The sequence below is a fragment of the Dehalobacter sp. DCA genome, assembly GCF_000305775.1.
In the GTDB taxonomy this organism is placed as follows: Bacteria; Bacillota; Desulfitobacteriia; order Desulfitobacteriales; family Syntrophobotulaceae; genus Dehalobacter; species Dehalobacter alkaniphilus.
Window position 1 is genome coordinate 2,349,777 of record NC_018866.1, and the last position, 21,297, is coordinate 2,371,073.

Annotated in this window: 15 protein-coding genes; 4 read left to right on the forward strand and 11 right to left on the reverse strand. The window is 43.8% G+C overall.

Features of this window, described 5'->3' with window-relative positions; all coding sequences use genetic code 11:
* Window positions 1-38: 38 nt before the first annotated feature.
* The gene (locus DHBDCA_RS11340; protein WP_015044348.1) at window positions 39-1,844 is read right to left on the reverse strand and encodes a two-component system sensor histidine kinase NtrB; all 1,806 of its coding nucleotides are present in this window, start codon (window positions 1,842-1,844) and stop codon (window positions 39-41) included.
* 284 nt (window positions 1,845-2,128) lie between these two features.
* On the opposite strand from DHBDCA_RS11340, the gene DHBDCA_RS11345 reads away from it, so the two are divergent.
* Both DHBDCA_RS11345 and DHBDCA_RS11350 read left to right on the forward strand, forming a co-directional pair.
* A complete protein-coding gene (locus tag DHBDCA_RS11345) occupies window positions 2,129-2,968 on the forward strand; it encodes a hypothetical protein (protein WP_015044349.1) in 840 nt (279 codons plus the stop codon).
* A gap of 219 nt (window positions 2,969-3,187) precedes the next feature.
* Window positions 3,188-6,622, forward strand: coding sequence for a pyruvate carboxylase (locus tag DHBDCA_RS11350; protein WP_015044350.1), 3,435 nt, complete (start codon window positions 3,188-3,190; stop codon window positions 6,620-6,622).
* A gap of 184 nt (window positions 6,623-6,806) precedes the next feature.
* Here DHBDCA_RS11350 and DHBDCA_RS15930 read toward each other — a convergent pair whose 3' ends face one another.
* From DHBDCA_RS15930 to DHBDCA_RS11380, 6 genes are all read right to left on the reverse strand, one after another.
* Window positions 6,807-7,628 carry a methyl-accepting chemotaxis protein gene (locus DHBDCA_RS15930; protein WP_015044351.1) on the reverse strand — a complete coding sequence of 274 codons (822 nt, stop codon included), beginning with the start codon at window positions 7,626-7,628 and terminating at the stop codon, window positions 6,807-6,809.
* 137 nt (window positions 7,629-7,765) lie between these two features.
* Window positions 7,766-8,134 carry a hypothetical protein gene (locus tag DHBDCA_RS11360; protein WP_015044352.1) on the reverse strand — a complete coding sequence of 123 codons (369 nt, stop codon included), beginning with the start codon at window positions 8,132-8,134 and terminating at the stop codon, window positions 7,766-7,768.
* Between the two features lie 240 nt (window positions 8,135-8,374).
* On the reverse strand, window positions 8,375-8,788 hold the full coding sequence (locus tag DHBDCA_RS11365) for a hypothetical protein (RefSeq protein WP_015044353.1): 414 nt from the start codon (window positions 8,786-8,788) through the stop codon (window positions 8,375-8,377).
* 10 nt (window positions 8,789-8,798) lie between these two features.
* Window positions 8,799-9,506 carry a M23 family metallopeptidase gene (locus tag DHBDCA_RS11370; RefSeq protein ID WP_015044354.1) on the reverse strand — a complete coding sequence of 236 codons (708 nt, stop codon included), beginning with the start codon at window positions 9,504-9,506 and terminating at the stop codon, window positions 8,799-8,801.
* A 116-nt stretch (window positions 9,507-9,622) separates the two neighbouring features.
* Window positions 9,623-10,168 carry a hypothetical protein gene (locus tag DHBDCA_RS11375; protein ID WP_015044355.1) on the reverse strand — a complete coding sequence of 182 codons (546 nt, stop codon included), beginning with the start codon at window positions 10,166-10,168 and terminating at the stop codon, window positions 9,623-9,625.
* A 232-nt stretch (window positions 10,169-10,400) separates the two neighbouring features.
* Window positions 10,401-10,940: a hypothetical protein gene (locus DHBDCA_RS11380; protein ID WP_193352131.1), complete on the reverse strand. Its 540-nt coding sequence runs from the start codon at window positions 10,938-10,940 to the stop codon at window positions 10,401-10,403.
* A gap of 186 nt (window positions 10,941-11,126) precedes the next feature.
* On the opposite strand from DHBDCA_RS11380, the gene lexA reads away from it, so the two are divergent.
* On the forward strand, window positions 11,127-11,753 hold the full coding sequence (lexA, locus tag DHBDCA_RS11385) for a transcriptional repressor LexA (protein ID WP_015044357.1): 627 nt from the start codon (window positions 11,127-11,129) through the stop codon (window positions 11,751-11,753).
* A gap of 85 nt (window positions 11,754-11,838) precedes the next feature.
* Here lexA and DHBDCA_RS11390 read toward each other — a convergent pair whose 3' ends face one another.
* Window positions 11,839-12,033 (reverse strand): hypothetical protein, encoded by a 195-nt coding sequence (locus DHBDCA_RS11390; protein ID WP_015044358.1) that lies wholly within the window; start codon window positions 12,031-12,033, stop codon window positions 11,839-11,841.
* Window positions 12,034-12,353: 320 nt separating this feature from the next.
* Entirely contained in the window at window positions 12,354-13,229 is an 876-nt protein-coding gene (locus DHBDCA_RS11395) for a methylenetetrahydrofolate reductase (protein ID WP_015044360.1), read from the reverse strand.
* Window positions 13,230-13,585: 356 nt separating this feature from the next.
* Between DHBDCA_RS11395 and carB the strand changes: the two genes are divergently transcribed.
* A complete protein-coding gene (gene carB, locus DHBDCA_RS11400) occupies window positions 13,586-16,810 on the forward strand; it encodes a carbamoyl-phosphate synthase large subunit (protein WP_015044361.1) in 3,225 nt (1,074 codons plus the stop codon).
* Window positions 16,811-16,996: 186 nt separating this feature from the next.
* On the opposite strand, the gene DHBDCA_RS11405 is transcribed toward carB, so the two are convergent.
* Window positions 16,997-17,407 carry a response regulator gene (locus DHBDCA_RS11405; RefSeq protein WP_015044362.1) on the reverse strand — a complete coding sequence of 137 codons (411 nt, stop codon included), beginning with the start codon at window positions 17,405-17,407 and terminating at the stop codon, window positions 16,997-16,999.
* 64 nt (window positions 17,408-17,471) lie between these two features.
* The gene (locus DHBDCA_RS11410) at window positions 17,472-21,293 is read right to left on the reverse strand and encodes a PAS domain-containing hybrid sensor histidine kinase/response regulator (protein WP_015044363.1); all 3,822 of its coding nucleotides are present in this window, start codon (window positions 21,291-21,293) and stop codon (window positions 17,472-17,474) included.
* Window positions 21,294-21,297 lie beyond the last annotated feature (4 nt).

Genomic DNA, 21,297 nt, shown 5'->3' on the forward strand with positions numbered 1-21,297 from the left:
TTTAACACGACGAAAAAATTTTGACTTTAGTCCTAGAACTATTGTAATGGGAAGGTGATAAAAAAGGTTGTGCCGTCTTCTCCTGTCAGAAATTCAAACTTAGCTTGGTGCCTGCGGACAATACCCAGCGAAATTGGAAGGCCTAAGCCTGTCCCATTTTCTTTCGTGGTAATAAACGGTGTACCCAGCGTATCCTGAACACTCTGCGGAATCCCTTTGCCATGATCCTTAATAGCTAGGACAATCCCCTCCTCTGCCTGATACGTTTTGATGTAAACCTTTCCCTTCTCAGCAGTCTCTTCTAAAGCATTTCGGACTAAATTCAGGATCAACTGTCTGATCTCCGATTCATTAAGATTAATACTTGGAACATCATTTAATTCCAGGATAAGCTCTTTGCCTGAATTATAGGCATCGGCCTGAAGCATCGGATACAGACGGTTGATAACATTATTGATATTCTCCTCTTTTGTTCCGTCGGGACTGACTTTGGCCACAGACAGAAAATCGGTGAGAATCTCATTGGCTCTGTCAATCTCTGTAATCATCAGATCCATATATTCTGTCTTAAGTTTTGAATCAGACTGCCCCTCCAGCAGCTGTAGAAAGCCTCTGACCGTACTCAGCGGGTTTCTGACTTCATGGCTAATCCCTGTCGCCATTTGTCCGATCAAGTTGAGACGCTCCAGGCGTTGCATTTCTCTGTCTCTTTGCTTTAATTCGGTGATATTCCTTACAAAGACTGTCAGGCCTTGTTTAAACGGATAGGCATGGTACTGAAAGTATTGATTCTCAGGTGGGGAATATTCCTCCCAATGCATGGATACTTGCTCAGCCAAAGCCTGTTTCATGTTGGCATGTGAGGGAGCGTCAGCCAGTTGTTTGTAAACATCCCAAATATTCCTTCCAATGAGATCCACATTCTCTTGTCCTATATATTTCCTCATCTCTTTATTGACATAGGTAAAGCACCACTCCCTGTCCAGGGCGAAGAACCCGTCGCCTATCCCTTCCATGATGGTCAAGAGCTTGTCATTGGAACCTTCCAATTCCATATTAAGCATATGAAGGTTTTCCAGATGGTTTCTAATTTCTTCCAAAACAGGTTTGAGCTCGGGCAGTCTTTCCAGATCTTCTTCATTCTCCAAACTGTTACTTTTGATTGTACGGGCAAAGGAATCCAAAGAGGCCTTGATCCGGACAATATTGTCTTTGATGACGACTAGTACAATGATCCAGAGAATAATACTTGGAACTAATACTTTCGCATATTCGAACGATGACAGATAATAGATATTATTGTTCTCCATTTCGGCCCATGTATATCCGATCATCGTATTCTGGTGATAAAGCGGCACCGCGACTGCAATAATGCCTTGGCTGTTCCAGTCGACAACACCGGATTCATTAATAAATTCCGCAGTCCTGGATTGAAACAGTCTGGTGTAAATCTCCGATTGAAGCTGGCTATTTTTCTCTGGTTCCATGTTTCCCGGCGTATAAAAGATAACGCTGTCCATCTCCTTGTCAAAATAGCCTACATGGATATTCGGATTTTTCACAGAAAGATCAGCGATATCCTGTCTCAACAAGGAATTGATTTCGGCAATCTTTTCTTTTGTCGACAGATCCTGGTTGTCTTTATATAGCTTGATATTCGTATAATCCGTCTGAAGCTTATTTTCTAAAGCCGAAGCAATACTCAGCAGATGAAACTCCTTCTTTAAGACCTCTTCATCCCAGTAAATATTTGCAATAAAGAAATACAAGATGAGCAAGATACCGAACATAAGCAAAGTTATCTTAATCATCGTCGATTGAATAATTGACTTACTGAATCCCATTCTTCTACCTCTTTCCACAAATGCCAATAACATTCCAAAATATGCTCACTTGTGTAAACAGTTATTTATATATTACTTGTTTATATTACTTTCCATTATTTCAGAACTTTGGCATTAATTCAATAAGTTTCTTAAGAATAAGAAGCAAGAAACTGTAAATAATAACAGAAAAAAGTAACAAAGGGAGTATTTATATGGGATATTTTACAATAAAAAGTAGGAATTGGTCTACAAAATTATTCTGCTTTTTTATCATTTCTTTATTGTTGTTTCCGGGATGCAGCATGCTGAATAAAATCACAGGCAAGCAGCCTGAAGAATCGGTAAAGTCCGAAACAGTCCCTAAACAGCTCGAAGACATCGAGTCATCGATCGAAAAAATCTTTAGCGTTTTAAAAGGGCCATCCCTCATGGCGGAAGAAACAAAAGATCAGAATGAACAGACCCAAGCCGGTGGGCAGAATCAAGCAGGTAGTCAGAATCAAACGAACGGTAAGAGTCAAACCGAAGGAGGCGATCAGCAGAAAAAGCAGTCGGGACAGGACACCTCCGGACAGGCAAAGACGAATCAGACCCCGGATCCATTACAGCAGGCAGCACTCGAAATTAGCCAGCTCCATAATCTTTGGAATGAAGTTATGCCTAAAATCAATCAAAAAGGCGCTGCCAAAAAACTCATCGAGAATTTCAGTAATGCTCTGAATAATCTTACAGAATCTGTGACTACCAAAGACAAAATGAGAATCATGATGGCCTTAAATGCCCTATACGAGAAGATTCCGGATATTTATGCACTTTATCAAACCAATACTTCTCCTCAAATCAAGAACATCATCTATTTCAGCCGAAGCTCCATTTTGTTCGCGGAGTCTAAAGACTGGGAAAAAGCATCAGCGGCGATCAAAGAACTTAAATCATCCTGGGCCATGTTCAATAACGCGCTGGAAGGAAAACAGCAGGATGATTCCAGCAAGCTGGACCTGTCCATTCTGGAGCTTGAGAAAGTGGTCCAGGAAAAAAATACGCAGCTTGTGCAAATCAAAGGAAAAATCACGCTGGCCAATATTGCCGCACTTGAGAAGTCCTTGCAGGAAGCACAGCAAAGCAAAAAGCAAAAGAAATAAACAAAACCCCATGCTTAAGATCTGACAATTGGTGTATCCTTTTGGGTTGCAAAGAATTTCTGCTATTTTTGACAAAATCATACTGGTAAAAACTTAGATTATTTGTACAATTAATTCTGTATTCCGGTATTTTTTTTCTGAAGGACTTTTTACAGCACCCTCAATGCCTTATAATAGTAGGAATAAGATGATTGATTTAAAGGCCAAAGGAGATACCAAATGAAAATACAGAATTTTAATAAAGTGCTGGTCGCAAACAGGGGAGAAATTGCGATCAGGGTTTTTCGGGCCTGCAAAGAGCTCGGGATCAGAACCGTTGCTATTTATTCGGAAGAAGACAAATACGCTTTGTTCAGAGCGAAAGCGGATGAATCCTACCTGATTGGCGAGAAAAAGAAGCCGATCGAAGTATACTTAAGCATTGGTGAAATTATTAACCTCGCCCTAAAAAAGGGCGTCGATGCCATTCATCCTGGCTATGGCTTCTTATCAGAAAACCCGGAATTCGCGGAAAAGTGTGAGGAAGCCGGTATTGTTTATATCGGACCGTCTGTTCATACACTTGAAAATCTTGGGGATAAAATCAAATCTAAACTGCTGGCCCAAAGTGTAGGAGTTCCTGTCATTCCCGGCGTGGACAAACCGATGACTTCCGTGGACGAAGCTGTGGTCTTTGCCGAGAAATATGGATATCCCGTGATTCTGAAAGCGGCAGCAGGCGGCGGCGGAAGAGGAATGCGCGTCGTCTACAGTGAAAAGGACCTGGAGCGTGAATTTAATAATGCCAGAACAGAGGCTAAGAAGGCTTTTGGCATTGAAGATATTTTTATTGAGAAATATCTGGAAAGACCCAAACACATTGAAGTTCAAATCCTGGCCGACAAGTACGGTAATATCGTTCATCTGTATGAGCGGGACTGCTCCGTGCAGCGCCGCCATCAGAAGATCCTCGAATTCACGCCGGCTTTCTCGATTCCGCAGGAAGTCAGAGATCGGCTGTACCAGGATGCGCTTAAGCTTTCCAGAGCTGTCAATTATGTTAATGCAGGCACTGCGGAGTTTCTGGTTGACAAGCACGGCAACCACTATTTTATTGAAATGAATCCCCGGATCCAAGTCGAGCACACAATCACTGAGATGACGACAGGGATCGATATTGTTCAGAGCCAGATTTTGATCGCTCAGGGCTACCCGCTAAATTCGAAAGAAATTGGGGTTTCGTCCCAGGAGTCGGTGGTTCCACGCGGATACTCGATCCAGTGCAGAATTACCACGGAAGATCCGCTCTCAAACTTTATGCCGGACACAGGAAAAATTGACGTATACCGGACCAGTTCCGGTTTTGGCATCCGGCTCGACGGCGGTAATGGCTACACCGGCGCGAACATCTCACCTTACTATGACAGCCTGCTCGTTAAAATCATTTCTTGGGCCAGAACGTTTGAAGGAACCACGCAAAAAGCAATCCGTTCCGTTAAAGAAATGAATGTCAAAGGGGTCAAGACCAACGAAGCCTTCCTTATTAACGTCATGAACCACGAGAAATTCTTAAGCGGAGAATGTGATACCCATTTTATCGATGACACGCCGGAGCTTTTTGACATCAAACCCAAAAAGGATTACGAAACAAAGCTTCTAAAATATATCGGCGAAAAAATTGTCAACGAAGTCAAGAGCACCAAGAAAGACTATAACATCGCCCCAGTCCCAAAAATTGAACTGCCTTCCGAACGTACAGGAATCAGAGACATCCTGCAGCAGCGCGGCGCTGACGGCTTCGTATCCTGGGTCAAAGACCAGAACAAACTACTGCTGACCGACACGACTTTCCGGGACGCGCATCAGTCCCTGCTGGCAACGCGGGTTCGGACCAAGGATCTTGTGTCGATTGCCGAAGCGACTTCCGTCCTGGCCAGTGATATGTTTTCCATGGAAATGTGGGGTGGAGCTACTTTTGATGTTGCCTACCGCTTTTTACGGGAATCACCCTGGCGCAGGCTGCAGAAACTCAGACAACTCATCCCGAATATCCCGTTCCAGATGCTGATCCGTGGCGCCAATGCCGTAGGATATACGAACTATCCCGACAACCTGATCCGAGCCTTTATCCAGGAAGCCGCAGTACAAGGCATTGATATCTTCAGGATCTTTGACAGCCTGAACTGGCTGAAAGGTATGGAAGTGGCTTTTGACGAAGTGATGAAGACCGGGAAAATAGCAGAAGTATGTTTATGCTATACCGGGGATATCCTCGATGAAAGCAAAGAAAAATACTCGCTGAACTATTACCTGAAGATGGCGAAAGAAATCGAGAAGATGGGCGCCCATATACTTGGCATCAAAGATATGTCCGGCCTGCTGAAACCCTATGCCGCGGCTAAACTGATCAAAGCCCTGAAGCAGGAAATATCCATTCCAATCCACCTGCATACGCATGATACCAGCGGAAACGCTGTCGCCACGATTCTGATGGCGGCTGAAGCAGGGGTGGATATCGTCGATGCGGCGCTCAGTCCAATGGCAGGAACCACGAGCCAGCCTTCCATGGATTCAATCATTGCTGCGCTCCGCAATACCAAGATGGATCCGGGAATGGACCTCGACGATATTCAAAAGCTCTGCAATTATTGGAGTGAAGCCAGAACGTTCTATGAGCAGTTTGAATCCGGACTGAAATCTGGAACTGCTGAAATATACAAATATGAGATCCCTGGAGGCCAGTATTCCAATCTGAAGCCGCAGGTGGAAAGTTTCGGTCTTGGCCACAAATTTGATGAAGTCAAAGCGATGTATATAGAGGTCAACCAGATCCTCGGTGACATCGTCAAGGTGACCCCTACCTCTAAAGTCGTCGGAGATATGGCCATCTTTATGGTTCAAAACGGGCTGACCGGAGAAAATCTGTTCAAAAAGGGCAAAACGCTCGCGTTTCCCGATTCGGTCGTCGACTATTTCAAAGGAATGATGGGTCAGCCGGAGGGCGGTTTCCCAGAAGAACTGCAAAAAATTGTTCTGAAAGGGCAGGATCCGATTACCTGCCGGCCCGGTGAAATTCTTGAAGCAGTCGATTTTGAAAAAATCAATAAGAAGCTCCAGGAAGAATACCATATAGAGCCCAATATCCGGAACGCCCTGAGCTATGCACTTTATCCGAAAGTGTACAGCGATTACCTCAAATCCCTGGATGAATTCGGGCATCTCTATAACCTGGAAAGCCACGTCTTTTTCTACGGATTGAAAGAAGGCGAGACCAGCGAAATCGAACTTGACGAAGGCAAGACCATGATCTTGAAGTTGGTTGAAGTCCGCGATGTTGATGAAGAAGGCTATAAGACGCTGCTTTTTGAGATCAACGGTAACAGAAGAGAAGTACGGATCTTTGACCGGAACTTTGAAGAAAAAGAAAAGGTCTCCGTCACACTGATGGCAGACCCGAATAATCCAAAGGAAATCGCCTCATCGATCACCGGAATTATCTCCAAAGTATTTGTCAAAGAAAACGAAAAAATTATCAATAAACAAAGCATGCTGATCATTGAGGCCATGAAAATGGAGACGAACATTATGGCCCCAACGGACGGAGAAATTGAAAGCATCCTGATCAGCGAAGGCCAACAGGTTAAATCCGGTCAACTGATTATTAAACTCAAGTAAAAGCCATCATTAATAAATAAACCTTAAGTAATAAGATTCCGTAAGAATTGCGCAGACAAACCTATTTTTGTCTGCCTTTTCTTCATCCGAAAAAAAGAAAACCCGGCATAACAGAGTCCGAAGAGCGACACAATGTGCCCGCCTCGACATCTGTAATACCGGGTGTTTTTTCAATCATGGTTATTTACAGTTTGGCAGCCGTATCTTTAACCGTCTCTGCCAGTTTCCGCAAGTGATCGATCGTGGCTGCATTCTCCTGAGTGGCCGCAGCCTGCTGCTGGGCGATCTGTCCCGATTCTTCAGCTGCATTGGTCATGTCGGTGACCGCCGAAGAAATCGATTCAATAATCTGCCGGACTTCTTCCGCTGCTTTTTTACTGTTTTCGGCTAACTTTCTGATTTCCTGGGCAACTACACCGAATCCGCGGCCGTGTTCCCCGGCCCGGGCTGATTCAATCGCGGCATTTAGGCCAAGCATATTCGTCTGATTCGAGATGTTTGTAATGGTGTTGATAATGACTTCAGTTTCATTAATTTTCTGGTTAGATTCCTGCGCCTTTACGGAGAGGGCTTGACCGACTTCGGCAAGTCTCCCGGCACCCATGGCGATCTCCTCGACCGCCGAGGCAATCTGATCCAGATAATTGGACAACTGTACAGCTACCTCATTAACATCCTGCTGTTTCTTCCTTCCGGTCGCACATACCACCGTCCCGACAGGACTTCCGTTTTCATCAGGTATCGGTATATTAACTCCGCGAAACAACGTCCCGGTCCGGACATTAAACACGGTCTTCCTGTTCTCTTTCATGCATTTTTCGGTAGCTGTTCCCATAATCTCACTGCCGACTTCAATACCAATATTAAGCTCTTCTCCCTCGGCTACCTGAAGATAATTTTTCCCATCCGTCACGTATAAGGCCACGTCAGGAGGAAGAGCCTTAACAACATAAGGCAATATGCCGCAGAGTGCCTCAAGTGCATCTTGTCCCTTAAGTAAGACCATTCTATTCCATCCTTTACTAAAACAATTATTTACACTTTATCTGAATATTCGACGCAATTAAGGCAATTCCTTTTTGTTAAAAAAATAACTTGTATATTCAAGTAATTTTTAAGGTAGCCTACTCTGATCTTTTCAGGCTAAACAGGCAGTATTTGAATGTACCAGATAAAAAAGCCTGCAAGCAGCAGGAATACTGTCGTAGCAGTCCATCTGAGAATTGACAGGATTCCTTTAACCGAAGCTGCCAGGCTTTCAATATCTTTTTCTTTTTTGACGCACTCCATCTCCTGCTCTTTCATTCTTTCGTCGTGGCTGCTGAGCATCTCCTTGATATCAAAGCTGAACTCCATCAACTGCTCGCACAAACTATCTAGCCGTTTGGATTCTAGCACCGAGGAAGATTCCAGGATCGCCAGCCGTTCATCGTGCTTCTTCAAAGCCTTTTCATGATCTTTCAATCTTTCTTCAAGTTCCTTCTTTCTCTTCTCATTCTCTTCCGCTGCCATGGCCTTTTCCTCCCTTCGTTTTCATAATCCGAATAAGCGGTCCGGATAAGACTGCTGACCGCATCAATGATTGCCTGCGTTGAGACTTAAAATAAAAACGCCCTTACAAGGACGTTCCAATTAAGTTGCCAAACTATGTTTGATGTGATTCTCACTGTACTTATCATACCCGAGATTTTGCTTTAAAATCGGCAAATTACCGGAAAAAATTCGGAAAACAATATCTGTTGATGAAACCAGTTATCCAGATATGTTATTCGCCTCAGATGATCCTTGATTTTCAAGATTATTTTTCAAATTTTCTTTGTCCATGGCCTGCAAAACAGCTTTCTCCTTCGTTGGAGCCACAATATAGTCATGCGCCGCTCCTGCGATCAACGCGACAAGAAAAGCATTGATGACGGCCAAACCAATGTTTTCGCCACTAACTTCTCCTCGAATGACCAGTGTCCAAATGATAATCAGGAAGGAAATCAGGACAGAGGACGGACGCACGATCCAGTCCCCTGTCCCGTCTTTGGAAATTCTCTTTCCTAATATTTTCAGGTAATCTTTCAGAAAAGATACAATGACGTAGACAGCGATTACTGTACCACCGAGTGATGAAAGATCCTGCAGGGTAAAAAAAGACTGGGGCAGCGTAATAGTATCCATAACTTCCTCCTTACTTGGCTTTACAGAGATCAAGCACTTTTTGGCAGGTATCGTAACGGTCCGCACCGATGATATTGATTGATTTTTCTGCTGCCTGATAATCGTTGCCGATCACATAGACTTTTTCTGCACAGTCAATGAATTCTTTCGTCACATTTGCGAGGTAACATACCGGTGCCTTTAAATGATCTGCCAGATAAGCTGCTGCTCTTTCATCCGGGCCTGGATTGCATAAAATAATGTTTTGAACCACCTTTTTCCCCTCCTCACTTGAATTCGCAGAAACATTTTTTACGGGTCCTTCTTTGTTCTCTATCCCCAGAAACACAGCTGGATTAATTTCGTTATTGTTTGTCCAGGGTGCCCTTCTGACCTCAAAATGAAGATGAGGGCCGGTGGTGTTCCCTGTTCTGCCCATCATACCGAGAATGGCACCTTCATTGACTGTCTGTCCGCGGGTCACCTTCACGGAGGCAAGATGGGCATGGATCAGATCGTAATTGCTATTCCTGGTTCTCAGGATAACGTAATTTCCCCACCCTGCCGGATCTGCACCCTGACCGCCGGCATAGGCTGTCTTAATGACAGCGCCCGCAACAGCAGCATATATGACTCTGTTTCCTGAAACCAAATCAATTCCCTCGTGATAACCTTTACCATATACACTGTTTCTGACACCATAGGGGTAAGATACGCTTGCTGACTTTAAAGGCATCATCCGCTTTCCCACCTTTCAGATAGACCAAAGAAAATAAGACCTGTCCTTTATTAGATAAATATTCATAAAGTCTCAGGTCTTATGCATAATATGTGGCTTGTCTTATTCTTGTGCTATTAGCCGGATTTAACGAGGTGTTTTACCTTCAAATAATCGCTGAGTTTCTGATTAATATTTTTCCGGCGGTATCTTATGGTCTTTTCGTCCATATTCAACGCCAGTCCGATTTGTAAATTACTTTTTCTTTTTAAACCATAATACTGTTCACAAATCATCCGTTCCACAGGATCCAGCAAGTTCAGCGCAAAACCAATTCCCTCAATGGAAGATTCCAGATGCATGATCTCCATTTTTAGCCTAATCTTTTTTTCAAGCAAAATCACAAGCTCCCTTTGCGATTTTTCCATGGAGCGTGTAAATTCCGCATAAGCTTGCGCAGTTGGATCACAGACTAAGCCGTTTCCTCCTCCCGTGACGGGACGATAACTCGAAACTGTTCCTTTCGAAGGAATAAGCTGATTTACATCCAATAATATTCTTCTGATATCTTCGGCATTCTTTTCCACCGCTTCCAAAGCTCTTTTCTTGACCTGCAGTTCATCTAATTTCCGGTAATAGCTTCGCAAGGCGGCTTCCATACCTTTCATAGCGGTGTCGTTCATGTTCACTCTCCTCTCCGGTTGTTCCTGTATGTTCTTTATGGAGAATACTTCCACTGTAACAAGCATACGTTATTTTCAAGGATTAATTCGGCAAAAGCCAGGAAAAAATTCGGAAATCTCTTTGCATGTCTAGCACCTTGTCAACCCTAAAATGATTATATAATGACGACAACGCGGTATTACGAGAAATCTGCCGCCAGGGTATATAAGGTTCAGGGCTGACAGGTACTAGTTATTGATTCACACACAAACAATCCTGCAGGTAAAGGTTGAGTTTCTGATTAATTTTTTTCCTTCTGTACCGAATCGTTTTTTCGTCCATCCGAAGTTCTTTGGCAATTTGAAGATTGCTGTGCTCCTTAAGGCCGTAACACTTCTCACATATAGTTCGGTCAACAGGATCAAGTAGACTTAAGGCATAAGTGATCCCTTCAATGGTTGATTCAAGATAGATGATCTGAATCTTCAGTTTGACACCGCGATGCAGCAACGCGGCTAATCTCTTCTCAAATTTTTCTACGGATGAAGTAAATTCATAATAGTTTTGCGCAGACCTGTCGCAAACGTACACACAACCGCCTGAAACAGCCATATATTGTGTAACAATCCCTCTGGAAGGTACCAGTTCATTGACATCCAGCAAAATATTTCTGATCTCATTAGCATTTTTTCTAAGGTTTTCAATAATCGCCTTTTTTACCCACAGTTCATTCAAGCTTCGATAGTAATTTTTCAGCATGTTCTCCGTGTCTGTTATCTGTGATTTCTGCAAAACTTCACACCCCTTTTTTGCCCGCAACCAAATGTCCTTACGCTTTAATTCAAAGCGTATATTAATTATATTGCTACATTGCGTAGCAGTCAACTTCTATTTTTGGAATTTTATGTTGTAATTTATATTTTGTCCTATTGAATTGCTACTCATTGTAGAGTAGAATATTTTCTTAGAGGTGATGATGTGAGTTTTGGTGAAACTTTAAAATATTTGCGCCGGACGAAGAAAATTACGCAGAACCAGTTGGCCTTACACCTGGAGGTATCGCGTTCAGCTTTGTCTTTGTATGAACTTGGTTTAAGAGAACCGGATTATAAATTTCTGCAGAAAGTCTCTGATTTCTTTGGGATCTCTCTGGATAGTCTGCTGGGCAAAAACCCTGCGATGAACGAACTGCCGAATTTTAATAACGGGCATACCATTCCTGATCTTGCTATGGTTCCAATCGTCGGCCGAGTCCCCGCCGGAACCCCGGCCATTCCTTTCGAAGATATTGAAGATTATTTGCCGGTTCCCCGTTCGTTTGTCCGCGAAGATGAATTGGTCTTTGCCTTGAAGATTAAAGGTGATTCGATGATTGATTTAGATATCAGTAACGGCGACCTTGTGCTGGTAAGAAAACAGCAAATGGCCCAAAACGGGCAGACAGTAATAGCCAGGATCAACGGGGAAGAAGTGACCTGCAAAAGGTTTTACAATGTTGATAATAGAATTACGCTTGAACCGGCCAACCCTACCTACCGGGCGTTGGAACCTGATCATGTCGAAATTGTTGGCGTTGTGTTCAAAGTCATCAAAGATATCTTCTAAAAAGGAAGTAAAGAAGAATAAAAAAGCAAAGACTCCGTTTCATTTAATTTGAAACGAAGTCTTTTGCTTGGGAAATAAGCTGTTACTATTGATCCATCAGCTTATTTCTAGATAAGTATTTTCTTGCTTCCTTTTTTGTATAGATAATTGCTTCAACAAGCATTTTTTTATTTTCAAAGACTTTTGGTCCTACTAATATTTCCGGTGTATTGTCATCCTCAGACAGGCAGAGTCTGGCTTTTTCCCCCATGCAGTCAATGATCCAAACTCTTATCTTCATAATGATTTCCTCCTCCTGATGTAAAAGAAGATCATGAAAGGAAATATTAATGGTTTTACTGCCGTGAAGCCATAATTTTTTTATTAATATCAATTTTGTTAAGACAGATCTTCATGTTGAAATTGACTAAAAATTTATCTGTTATCTTCTCCCTTCGTATTTGGCTCAAAATCTTAATGAGTAAAAGTAATTATACCATTTACTTCCTGCGAAAATTGTAGAAATACTTGATTTTCATAAAAAAATGACCTTAGGATAGTACTTTCGTCCTAAGATCAATCTTCGGCATAGAATAAAAAAAATCTATTCAAAAATCACAATTACAGCAAGCCCTTCTCTCGCAGGATTTTAACAATACCGGCTGTTGATTCGCTTCTGTCCATAGTGTAGAAATGCAAGCCGCAGGCTCCTTCTCGGAGGAGTTCTTCGCACTGTGCCGCAGCGTATTGAATACCAAATTCCACTAGGGCATCCGCATCGCCTTCCGGCAATGAAGCAATTCCTTTTTTTAATTGTTCCGGTATGATGGCCCCGCAGTTTGCTGCAAGCATTTCCATCATTTTGACACTGTAGACAGGCATCAGGCCAGGAATAACAGGAACAGTAATGCCGCTCTTTTGGCAGCGCTCCAGCAAATGATAGAAGTAAATATTGTCATGAAAGAAGTTGGCAATGACAAAATCCGCGCCTTGATCCACCTTATACCTTAAGTATTCAATATCCTTTTCCAAGCTTGGCGCCTCAAGATGACCTTCGGGATATCCTGCTACCCCTATACAAAAGTTATAATTCTTTTTGGCAAACGTTACGAGTTCATAAGCGTAGTGAATGGTATCCGCAGGAATTTCCTTCGCTCCGTCTTTGCCCAGGTCTCCACGCAGTGCCAAGATGTTCTCAATCCCAAGGTCCCGGTAAGCATCCAGCACTGCAGCCACTTCGTCCAGCCTTAAACCATAAGCCGCGAGATAAGCAACAACTTCGAGCTTTTTCTCCTGCTTCAATTTCTTGACCAGTTCATAAGATCCTTCCCTTGTTGACCCACCTGCCCCGAAGGTGACCGAAACAAAACTCGGATCAAGGCTCGCTAAGACACCAAGCGTCTTTTCGAGTGTTTCCGCATTTTTTTCCGTCCGTGCGGGAAAATATTCAAAAGACAAGGTTGGCTTGCCGGTTTTGAATAATTCAGATATTTTCATACTTCTCTCCTTATCCATTTTCTTATGTTATTACTTGCGTCAACCATATTGCGTTAAGGTTTAACCGGTTGCCAAATCATGGTGATTGACAGCTGCTAGTGATATATTAATTCAGAACGATGATTTCTGCAAGCGTATACTTTTATAACATATACTTTTATAGCGAATACTTTTATCATATACTTTTATAGCAGTACTTTTGGACATTAACGGCATTTGATTATTATGTATATAGAATACATAATTCTTTATGAAAAGCATCATCTTGTCTTGTTTTTTCTGATAAAATGGTGTGAGGCTCTTACATAAAAATACACTATTTCAGCTTTATTTTTTATAAAGAAAGGAAATACAACATGCCAAAAAGAACCGATATTAATAAGATCCTGATTATTGGGTCAGGTCCCATCGTGATCGGACAAGCCTGCGAGTTCGACTATTCGGGGACCCAGGCTTGTAAAGCGCTTCGCAAACTGGGCTACAAGATTGTACTGGTCAATTCCAATCCTGCCACCATCATGACAGATCCCGGAATCGCTGATATCACCTATATTGAACCATTAAACCTTGAAAGTCTGACGAAAATCATTGCCAAAGAACGTCCCGATGCCCTGCTGCCGAATTTGGGCGGTCAGTCGGCCTTGAACCTTTCCTCCGAGCTGCACCAGGCAGGCGTCCTTACGAAGTATAACGTTAAGGTTATCGGTGTTCAGCTAGACGCGATTGAACGTGGTGAAGACCGAATTGCTTTCAAAGAAACCATGAACAGGCTCGGCATTGAAATGCCCCTCAGCAAAGCGGCCTACAGCGTAGAAGAGGCAGAAGCGATTGCCCAGGAACTCGGGTATCCGGTGGTTATCCGCCCGGCCTACACCATGGGCGGAACCGGCGGCGGTCTGGTTTACAATGCTGAAGAACTGAACGTAATTGCGAGCCGCGGTATTGCCGCAAGCCTGGTCGGTCAGATTTTGGTGGAAGAATCCGTACTTGGCTGGGAAGAACTCGAGCTCGAAGTCATCCGTGATGCCAAAAACCAGATGATCACCGTATGTTTTATTGAAAATATCGATGCGATCGGTGTCCACACCGGCGATTCTTTTTGTTCGGCCCCAATGCTGACGATCAGTCCTGAGCTTCAGGAGCGCCTGCAAAAATATTCTTATTCTGTCGTCGAAGCCATTGAAGTCATTGGCGGCACCAATGTGCAGTTTGCGCATGATCCGAAGACCGGCCGGGTTGTCATCATTGAGATCAACCCGCGAACTTCCCGATCCTCAGCGCTGGCCTCCAAGGCAACAGGTCTGCCGATTGCGCTGATCTCTTCCATGCTGGCGGCAGGGCTGACCCTGGACGAAATTCCGTACTGGAGAGACGGCTCTTTGGACAAATACACACCTTCAGGCGACTACGTTGTTATCAAGTTTGCACGCTGGGCCTTCGAAAAATTTCCCGGTTCGGTGGACAAGCTTGGTACCCAGATGCGCGCCGTCGGCGAAGTCATGAGTATCGGGAAAAACTACAAAGAAGCGGTGCAAAAGTCCATTCGCTCTCTCGAGACCAACCGTTACGGCCTGGGCTTTGCGAAAGATTTCCACCAGCGGTCTCTGGAAGAACTGATGGCCATGCTAGCTGAACCGACCAGCGAGCGTCAGTTTATTCTTTACGAAGCGCTGCGCAAAGGCGCGGATATCAATGATCTGTACGCTTTGACCTATATCAAGCCTTACTTCCTGCAGCAAATGAAAGAACTTGTACTGCTGGAAGAAGAGATCTTAAAATACAGCGGCCAAAAGCTACCGGATGAACTGCTGACTCAGGCCAAAAAGGACGGCTTTGCAGACCGTTACCTTGCAATGCTCTTAAACTTAAGTGAAGCGGAGATTCGCAAACAGAGAGCTGCCCTAGGGGTAGTGGAAGGATGGGAAGCTGTTCCGGTAAGCGGCGTTGAAGATGCCTACTATTATTTCTCTACCTATAATGCGCCCGACAAGACCACAAGCAGCAACCAGCCAAAGGTAATGATCCTCGGTGGCGGACCGAACCGGATCGGTCAGGGCATAGAGTTCGACTACTGCTGCGTGCATACCGCCTTTGCGCTGCGTGATCTTGGCTATGAGACCGTCATCGTGAACTGCAATCCCGAAACGGTCTCCACGGACTACGATACCTCCGATAAACTTTATTTTGAACCGCTTACCGTCGAAGATGTTCTGAGTATCTACGAAAAAGAAAAACCACTCGGCGTAATCGTGCAGTTTGGGGGCCAGACACCACTGAACATTGCAGATGAGCTCAAAAAAGCCGGTGTCAAGATTCTTGGTACAACCCCGGAGACCATCGCGCTGGCTGAAGACCGTGATTTGTTCCGTAAGATGATGGAAAAGCTGGATATTCCGATGCCGGAATCCGGAATGGCCGTCAACCTGGAAGAAGCGCTTGTTATCGCTGACCGGATTGGTTATCCTCTGATGGTCCGTCCTTCGTTTGTTTTGGGTGGACGCGGCATGGAAGTTGTTCACGACGCAGAGATGCTAAGCCGTTACATGGCAGCTGCGGTAGGCGTGACGCCCGACCGGCCGATTCTAATCGACCGTTTCCTGAGCAATGCGATAGAAGCGGAAGCCGACGCGATTGCGGACGGCAAGGATGCTTTTGTGCCGACCGTCATGGAACATATCGAACTGGCCGGTATCCACTCCGGAGACTCTGCCTGCGTCATCCCGCCGATCAACATCCCTGAAAAACACCTCGCGACGATTGTGGAATACACGAAAAAAATTGCCCAAGAGATGAACGTTATCGGGCTTATGAACATGCAATATGCAATTGCCGATGACAAGGTTTATGTTCTGGAAGCAAATCCGAGAGCTTCAAGGACTGTACCGCTCGTATCCAAAGTCTGTAATATTTCCATGGCCCGGATCGCGACCGAAATCTTGATGGCTGTCAATGACGGTAAGGAAACATCCGTCAAAAACTTGACTTCCAAAATAGTACCTTATTTCGGAGTCAAGGAAGCAGTCTTTCCGTTTAATATGTTTACCGAAGTTGACCCTGTGCTCGGACCGGAAATGCGTTCGACCGGTGAAGTGCTCGGCCTGGCCGATTCGTTTGGTCTGGCTTACTACAAAGCACAGGAAGCAACCAAGTCCCCGCTGCCGGAATCAGGTACCGTGCTGATTAGCGTCAATGACGACGATAAGCCTGCAGCGCTCGAGATAGCCAGGAACTTTGCCCAGATCGGCTTTAAGATCATGGCTACGGAAGGGACCCACAAATTCCTACTGGTGAACGGAATCGAAGCCGAAAAAATCAAGAAGCTGTATGAAGGCCGTCCGAACATCGTGGATAGCATCACCAACAAGGAAATCCATCTGGTGATCAATTCGCCATCCGGCAAACGCAGCAAACATGAGGATGCCTATATCCGCAAAGCGGCAATCAAGTATAAGGTTCCATATATCACCACGATGACCGCTGCCGCGGCAAGCGCCAAAGGCATTGCCGCCTATGACGCGAATGGCGCATCTGGAATAACCTTAAAGTCCCTGCAGGAATACCATGCCGAAATTAAAGGATAACGCAGGCGTCCTATTAAACATGGTTCTTAACCTGGTTAAATGATTTCGGGCAAGCGTTAAGTGGCAGTAGCATGCAACAAACAGAAATCCTCAGCGTTAGATATGCCAACGGTTTACATGCAGTAAGCCCGGAGGTTTTGGCATATTAGCTGAGGATTATTGTTTGTAGCTGCGAAAACGTTCATATTAAGAATTTTTATTCTTCACAAGCTCGAGCTTTTCCATGACCTCCAGAAATTTGACGGAATCAATGGGTTTGGATGCATACGCGTCACACCCATATTCAAAGGCCTTTTGCACATAATCCGATTCAGCCAGAACGGTCGTCATAATGATCTTGGCTTGTTTTTCACACGGAACCCCTTTTTGTATTTCCAGATCCCGAATAGCCTTTAACGCCCTGACTCCATCGACCTTCGGCATCATGACATCGAGACAGATCAGCTCATAAGGGCTCTCTTCCTTGAGCGACATCAGATAGGCATCGATCGCTTCCAGTCCGTCAACAACCAGATCGCACTCACCATATTCTGATAACAATTTGTACAAATATTTTCTGCTGGCTAAATCGTCTTCAGCTATGAGTATCTTTAACATCCCAGTCCCCTCCTATTACTTCGTTACTTTGTACTTCGTTACTTGTATTTCATTGCCTAATAGCTTAATTGCTAAGCGACTTTTTGAAAACATAATACGCTTCTTTAAATAAGCTGAAATACTCAATCTCATCCTCAATATTATTTTTTCTTCTCGCCAATTCGATTTTAAAAGCACAGAATTTTAATTCATCTGCTTCGATCTGATTGCACAGGTTTTTCAGCTGGTTGGCAATCGATTCTATCGCTTCATATTGCATGCTTTCAAAATGATCGTCGAGTTCTTTGATACAATGCTCGATTTCCTGCATTACGGAAGTATAATGTTCAGTGTCTTTATTCTCAGATTTACTTGTAAAAATAATTTCGCCATGATCCCCGAGCTCAACCTTATTCGGAAACTCTTGCCGGCTTTGACCCATCAAGCTGATTTTTTTCATCAGATTGTTGATGTCAATCGGTTTTGCCAGATAATTATCCATTCCCATTGCCTGAAATCTTTGTTCGTCACCCTGCAACGCATAGGCAGATACTGCAATAATTGGTGTATGGGTTCGGCCGCCTTCAGATTCTCTGATAATTTTCGTTGCTTCTATCCCGTCCATCACAGGCATCTGGATATCCATAAGGACCAGGTCATAATGTTTTTTCTTAAAAAGATCCAGGACCTCCAAACCATTGTCTGCAGTATCGACCTGATGGCCCCTTTCCTTCAGCATGCGGCGAAGAAAGACTTGACTTACTTTATCATCCTCAGCGAGAAGAATATGCAAAGGCCGGATGATTGGACTGATGTCAGGTCTAAGGAACGGCACCGTTTCGCTTTGTATTCCTATTTTAAATTTGATCGAAAAATAAAATGTGCTTCCTCTTCCTTTTTGACTGCTGACCTGCATGGTCCCACCCATTAGCTCGACTAGCTGCTTGGAAATTGCCAACCCCAGACCTGTTCCGCCATATTTTCGGGTAATAGAACTGTCGACTTGGGTAAATGTTTTGAACAGGAATGTCTGATCTTCTTCGGAAATACCAATTCCGGTATCCTGGACAGCAAATTTCAGTTTAATGTCCTGATCTGTCTTCAAAACGTTGTTTACAGTGACAGATATTTTACCGGTGTCCGTGAATTTTATCGCGTTATCAACCAGGTTATTCAGGACCTGCCTAAGTCTGTTCGGATCACCGATCAGATACTTCGGGATGCTGGGATCGAGATCATACGTTAATTGAAGCCCCTTTTTACTGGCCCGCAGCGTATGCACCTTCGAATTCTTCTCAAGCAGATCATGCATGTCAAAATTGATGTTTTCAACAACGAGTTTCCTGGCCTCAATCTTGGAAAAATCAAGGATATCACTGATTAACGCCAGCAGGGAATTGGCACAGATTTTGGCCGTTTCGAGGTTATCCCGTTGTTCAGGATTCAAGTCAGTGGCCAGCGTTAAATCAATCATTCCGTTGATACCGTTCACCGGCGTCCGGATCTCATGACTCATGTTGGCGAGAAATTCACTTTTGGCCCGATTCGCGGCTTCAGCTTCTTCTTTGGCCTTGATAAATATTTCCTCATTCTTTTTTCTCTCCGTAATATCCCGTGCAATGAGAATGAGATAATCTATATGATTAAGTTTAAATTGCCGTATATTGATCTCAACGGGAATTTCTCTGCCATTTTTGGAAACATGAATATCTTCAAACACATAGGTTTGATAGTTTCGAACTTGAGTCATCAATATATCCAGTTCCGCTTTGCCTATTCTGGAGATCATCTTTGGCGAATGTCCAATCAGCTCATCCCGCGTATATTCGAGTCCTTTGCAGGCGACTTCATTCACTTCGACAATCGTGATTTCACCTTTTTCATTGACCTGCTCCAGGAAAATGGCATCTCTGGCATTTTCAAAGACGCTTCGGAATTTTTCTTCACTCTCGATCAATGCCCGCTCCGAAGCTATTCGATCTGATATATCCCGTGCCAGGGAATAGATGCACGTTTTGCCGTTAATATTTATCAGATGCACACTGACTTCAACCGGGATTTCCTTTCCGTCTTTAGTGACATGCACATGTTCCGCTGTATCGGATCCCTGCTGCATCAGCTGTTTCAATTGTTCAATTTGATCTTGCGTATCGTATTTAGCGATATCCGGCAGATATAGCTGAAGGAGTTCCTCTCTCGCATAGCCAAGTCTTTGACAGGTAATATCATTGACTTCAATTATTTTCCCAATCCGGTCATCATTCTCGATAATTTCAACGATGTAGATTGCATCCGTGACATTGTTATATAAATTTCGATACCGGGTTTCACTGTCCAGCAGCTGTTTTTCAATTTTTTTACGTTCGGTTATTTCTCTAAGCACGCACAACAACACCTGTTGGCCATTGATCATCGTGGTCTGTGCACTCACTTCCACAGGAACTATACTTTCATCTTTCCGTTTCGTGTTTGTTTCGATAAAGAATCCTTTTTCCACGGCAATCTTCAGTTGTTCTCTGACAAACGCCACATCATCTGCAAAATCAAAAACTGTTTTTTGCACAATTTCATGATGATCATAGCCGTAAGCTTTCAAAGCTGCTTTGTTGGCTTCGAGAATTTTCCCATCCTGTGAGACGAACATAATCATATCCCTGGCATTTTCCGACAACAGTTGATAGCGCTTTAAAGCGTCTTCAGCATTTTTTCTGTCGGTGATATCCAGTATAATGCCGATTAGGCCGGCATACTCTCCTTCAAGATCATAATATGGGCCGCCTGAACTGAGACACCATCGATACTCCCCGTCATGATATCTTAAGCGATGCTCATATTCAAAAGATGTATGGTTCGCTTCTGCATTTTTTAGTATTTCTTTATAAGCGGCTCTGTCTTCGGGATGTATGACTGATAACCAGTGAATATTCATGCACTCTTCAAAGTTCATACTCAAAAAATCCAGCAGATTTTTATTCAGGTAAGTTATTTCTTTTTCTGTGGAACGCCAGATAGAAACCGGGAAATAATCCAGCAGCTTCAGCTGGAAATCGCGGGACTTAATCAGTGACACTTCAAGTATCTTTTCTTCGGTGATGTCATTTAACGCAATAACGATATTTTTTTTGCCGTCTACGATCAGCGGGGAGATGCTGACATGAAACCATAATTGTTTTGTCTTGCCGTTAAGGATAAATGATTGGGAGAACTCCAACCCCTCGATAGATTCATTGTTTTTAAGCGCCCGCAAGCCGGCATGTGTAATCTCACACTGCTTACATTTCGCTGCGTAGCCGCAACCCCTAGGATGTTCAAAGCTGGCTGCACATTTGAAAGCTTCGCCAAATGTTTTACCAAGCACATCTCGTTTTTCCACATGCATCAGTTTGAGCGCTGCGTTGTTTACGCAGCTAATGTGCGCCAGCTCATCGATAATAACCATATTAACTGGAGACGAATAAAAGATTGTCCTAAAATTTTCTGCTTCATTTTTATAGTCGTTTTCAATTTCTTTGATTCTGGTGATGTCCCTGAAGACAAAGATGACCCCTCTGACTTGGCCGTCTTGTTCGATCACTGGGGAACTGCTGGCCGAAATGCAGATGATTTGGCCATCTTTTTTGATCAGTGCCGAATGGTTTTTTAAGCCCAGAGCTTTCTTTTTTTTAATGGTCAGCCCTATCGGAGAATCCATTATTTCTTCGGTCTCTTTATTGATAACTGGAAAGACTTCTTCAAATATTTTACCCTGAGCCTCTTCCGGCAACCAGCCCGAAAGCCTGGCAGTGGAATCATTGATGTATAAAATGGTTCCCAGATGATCCGTATACACCACACCATCTCCGATGCACGCCAAAGCCAACGCCATTTCATTTGTTGTGACATTGTAGCTTTTTCCGCCTTTATTCATTGGC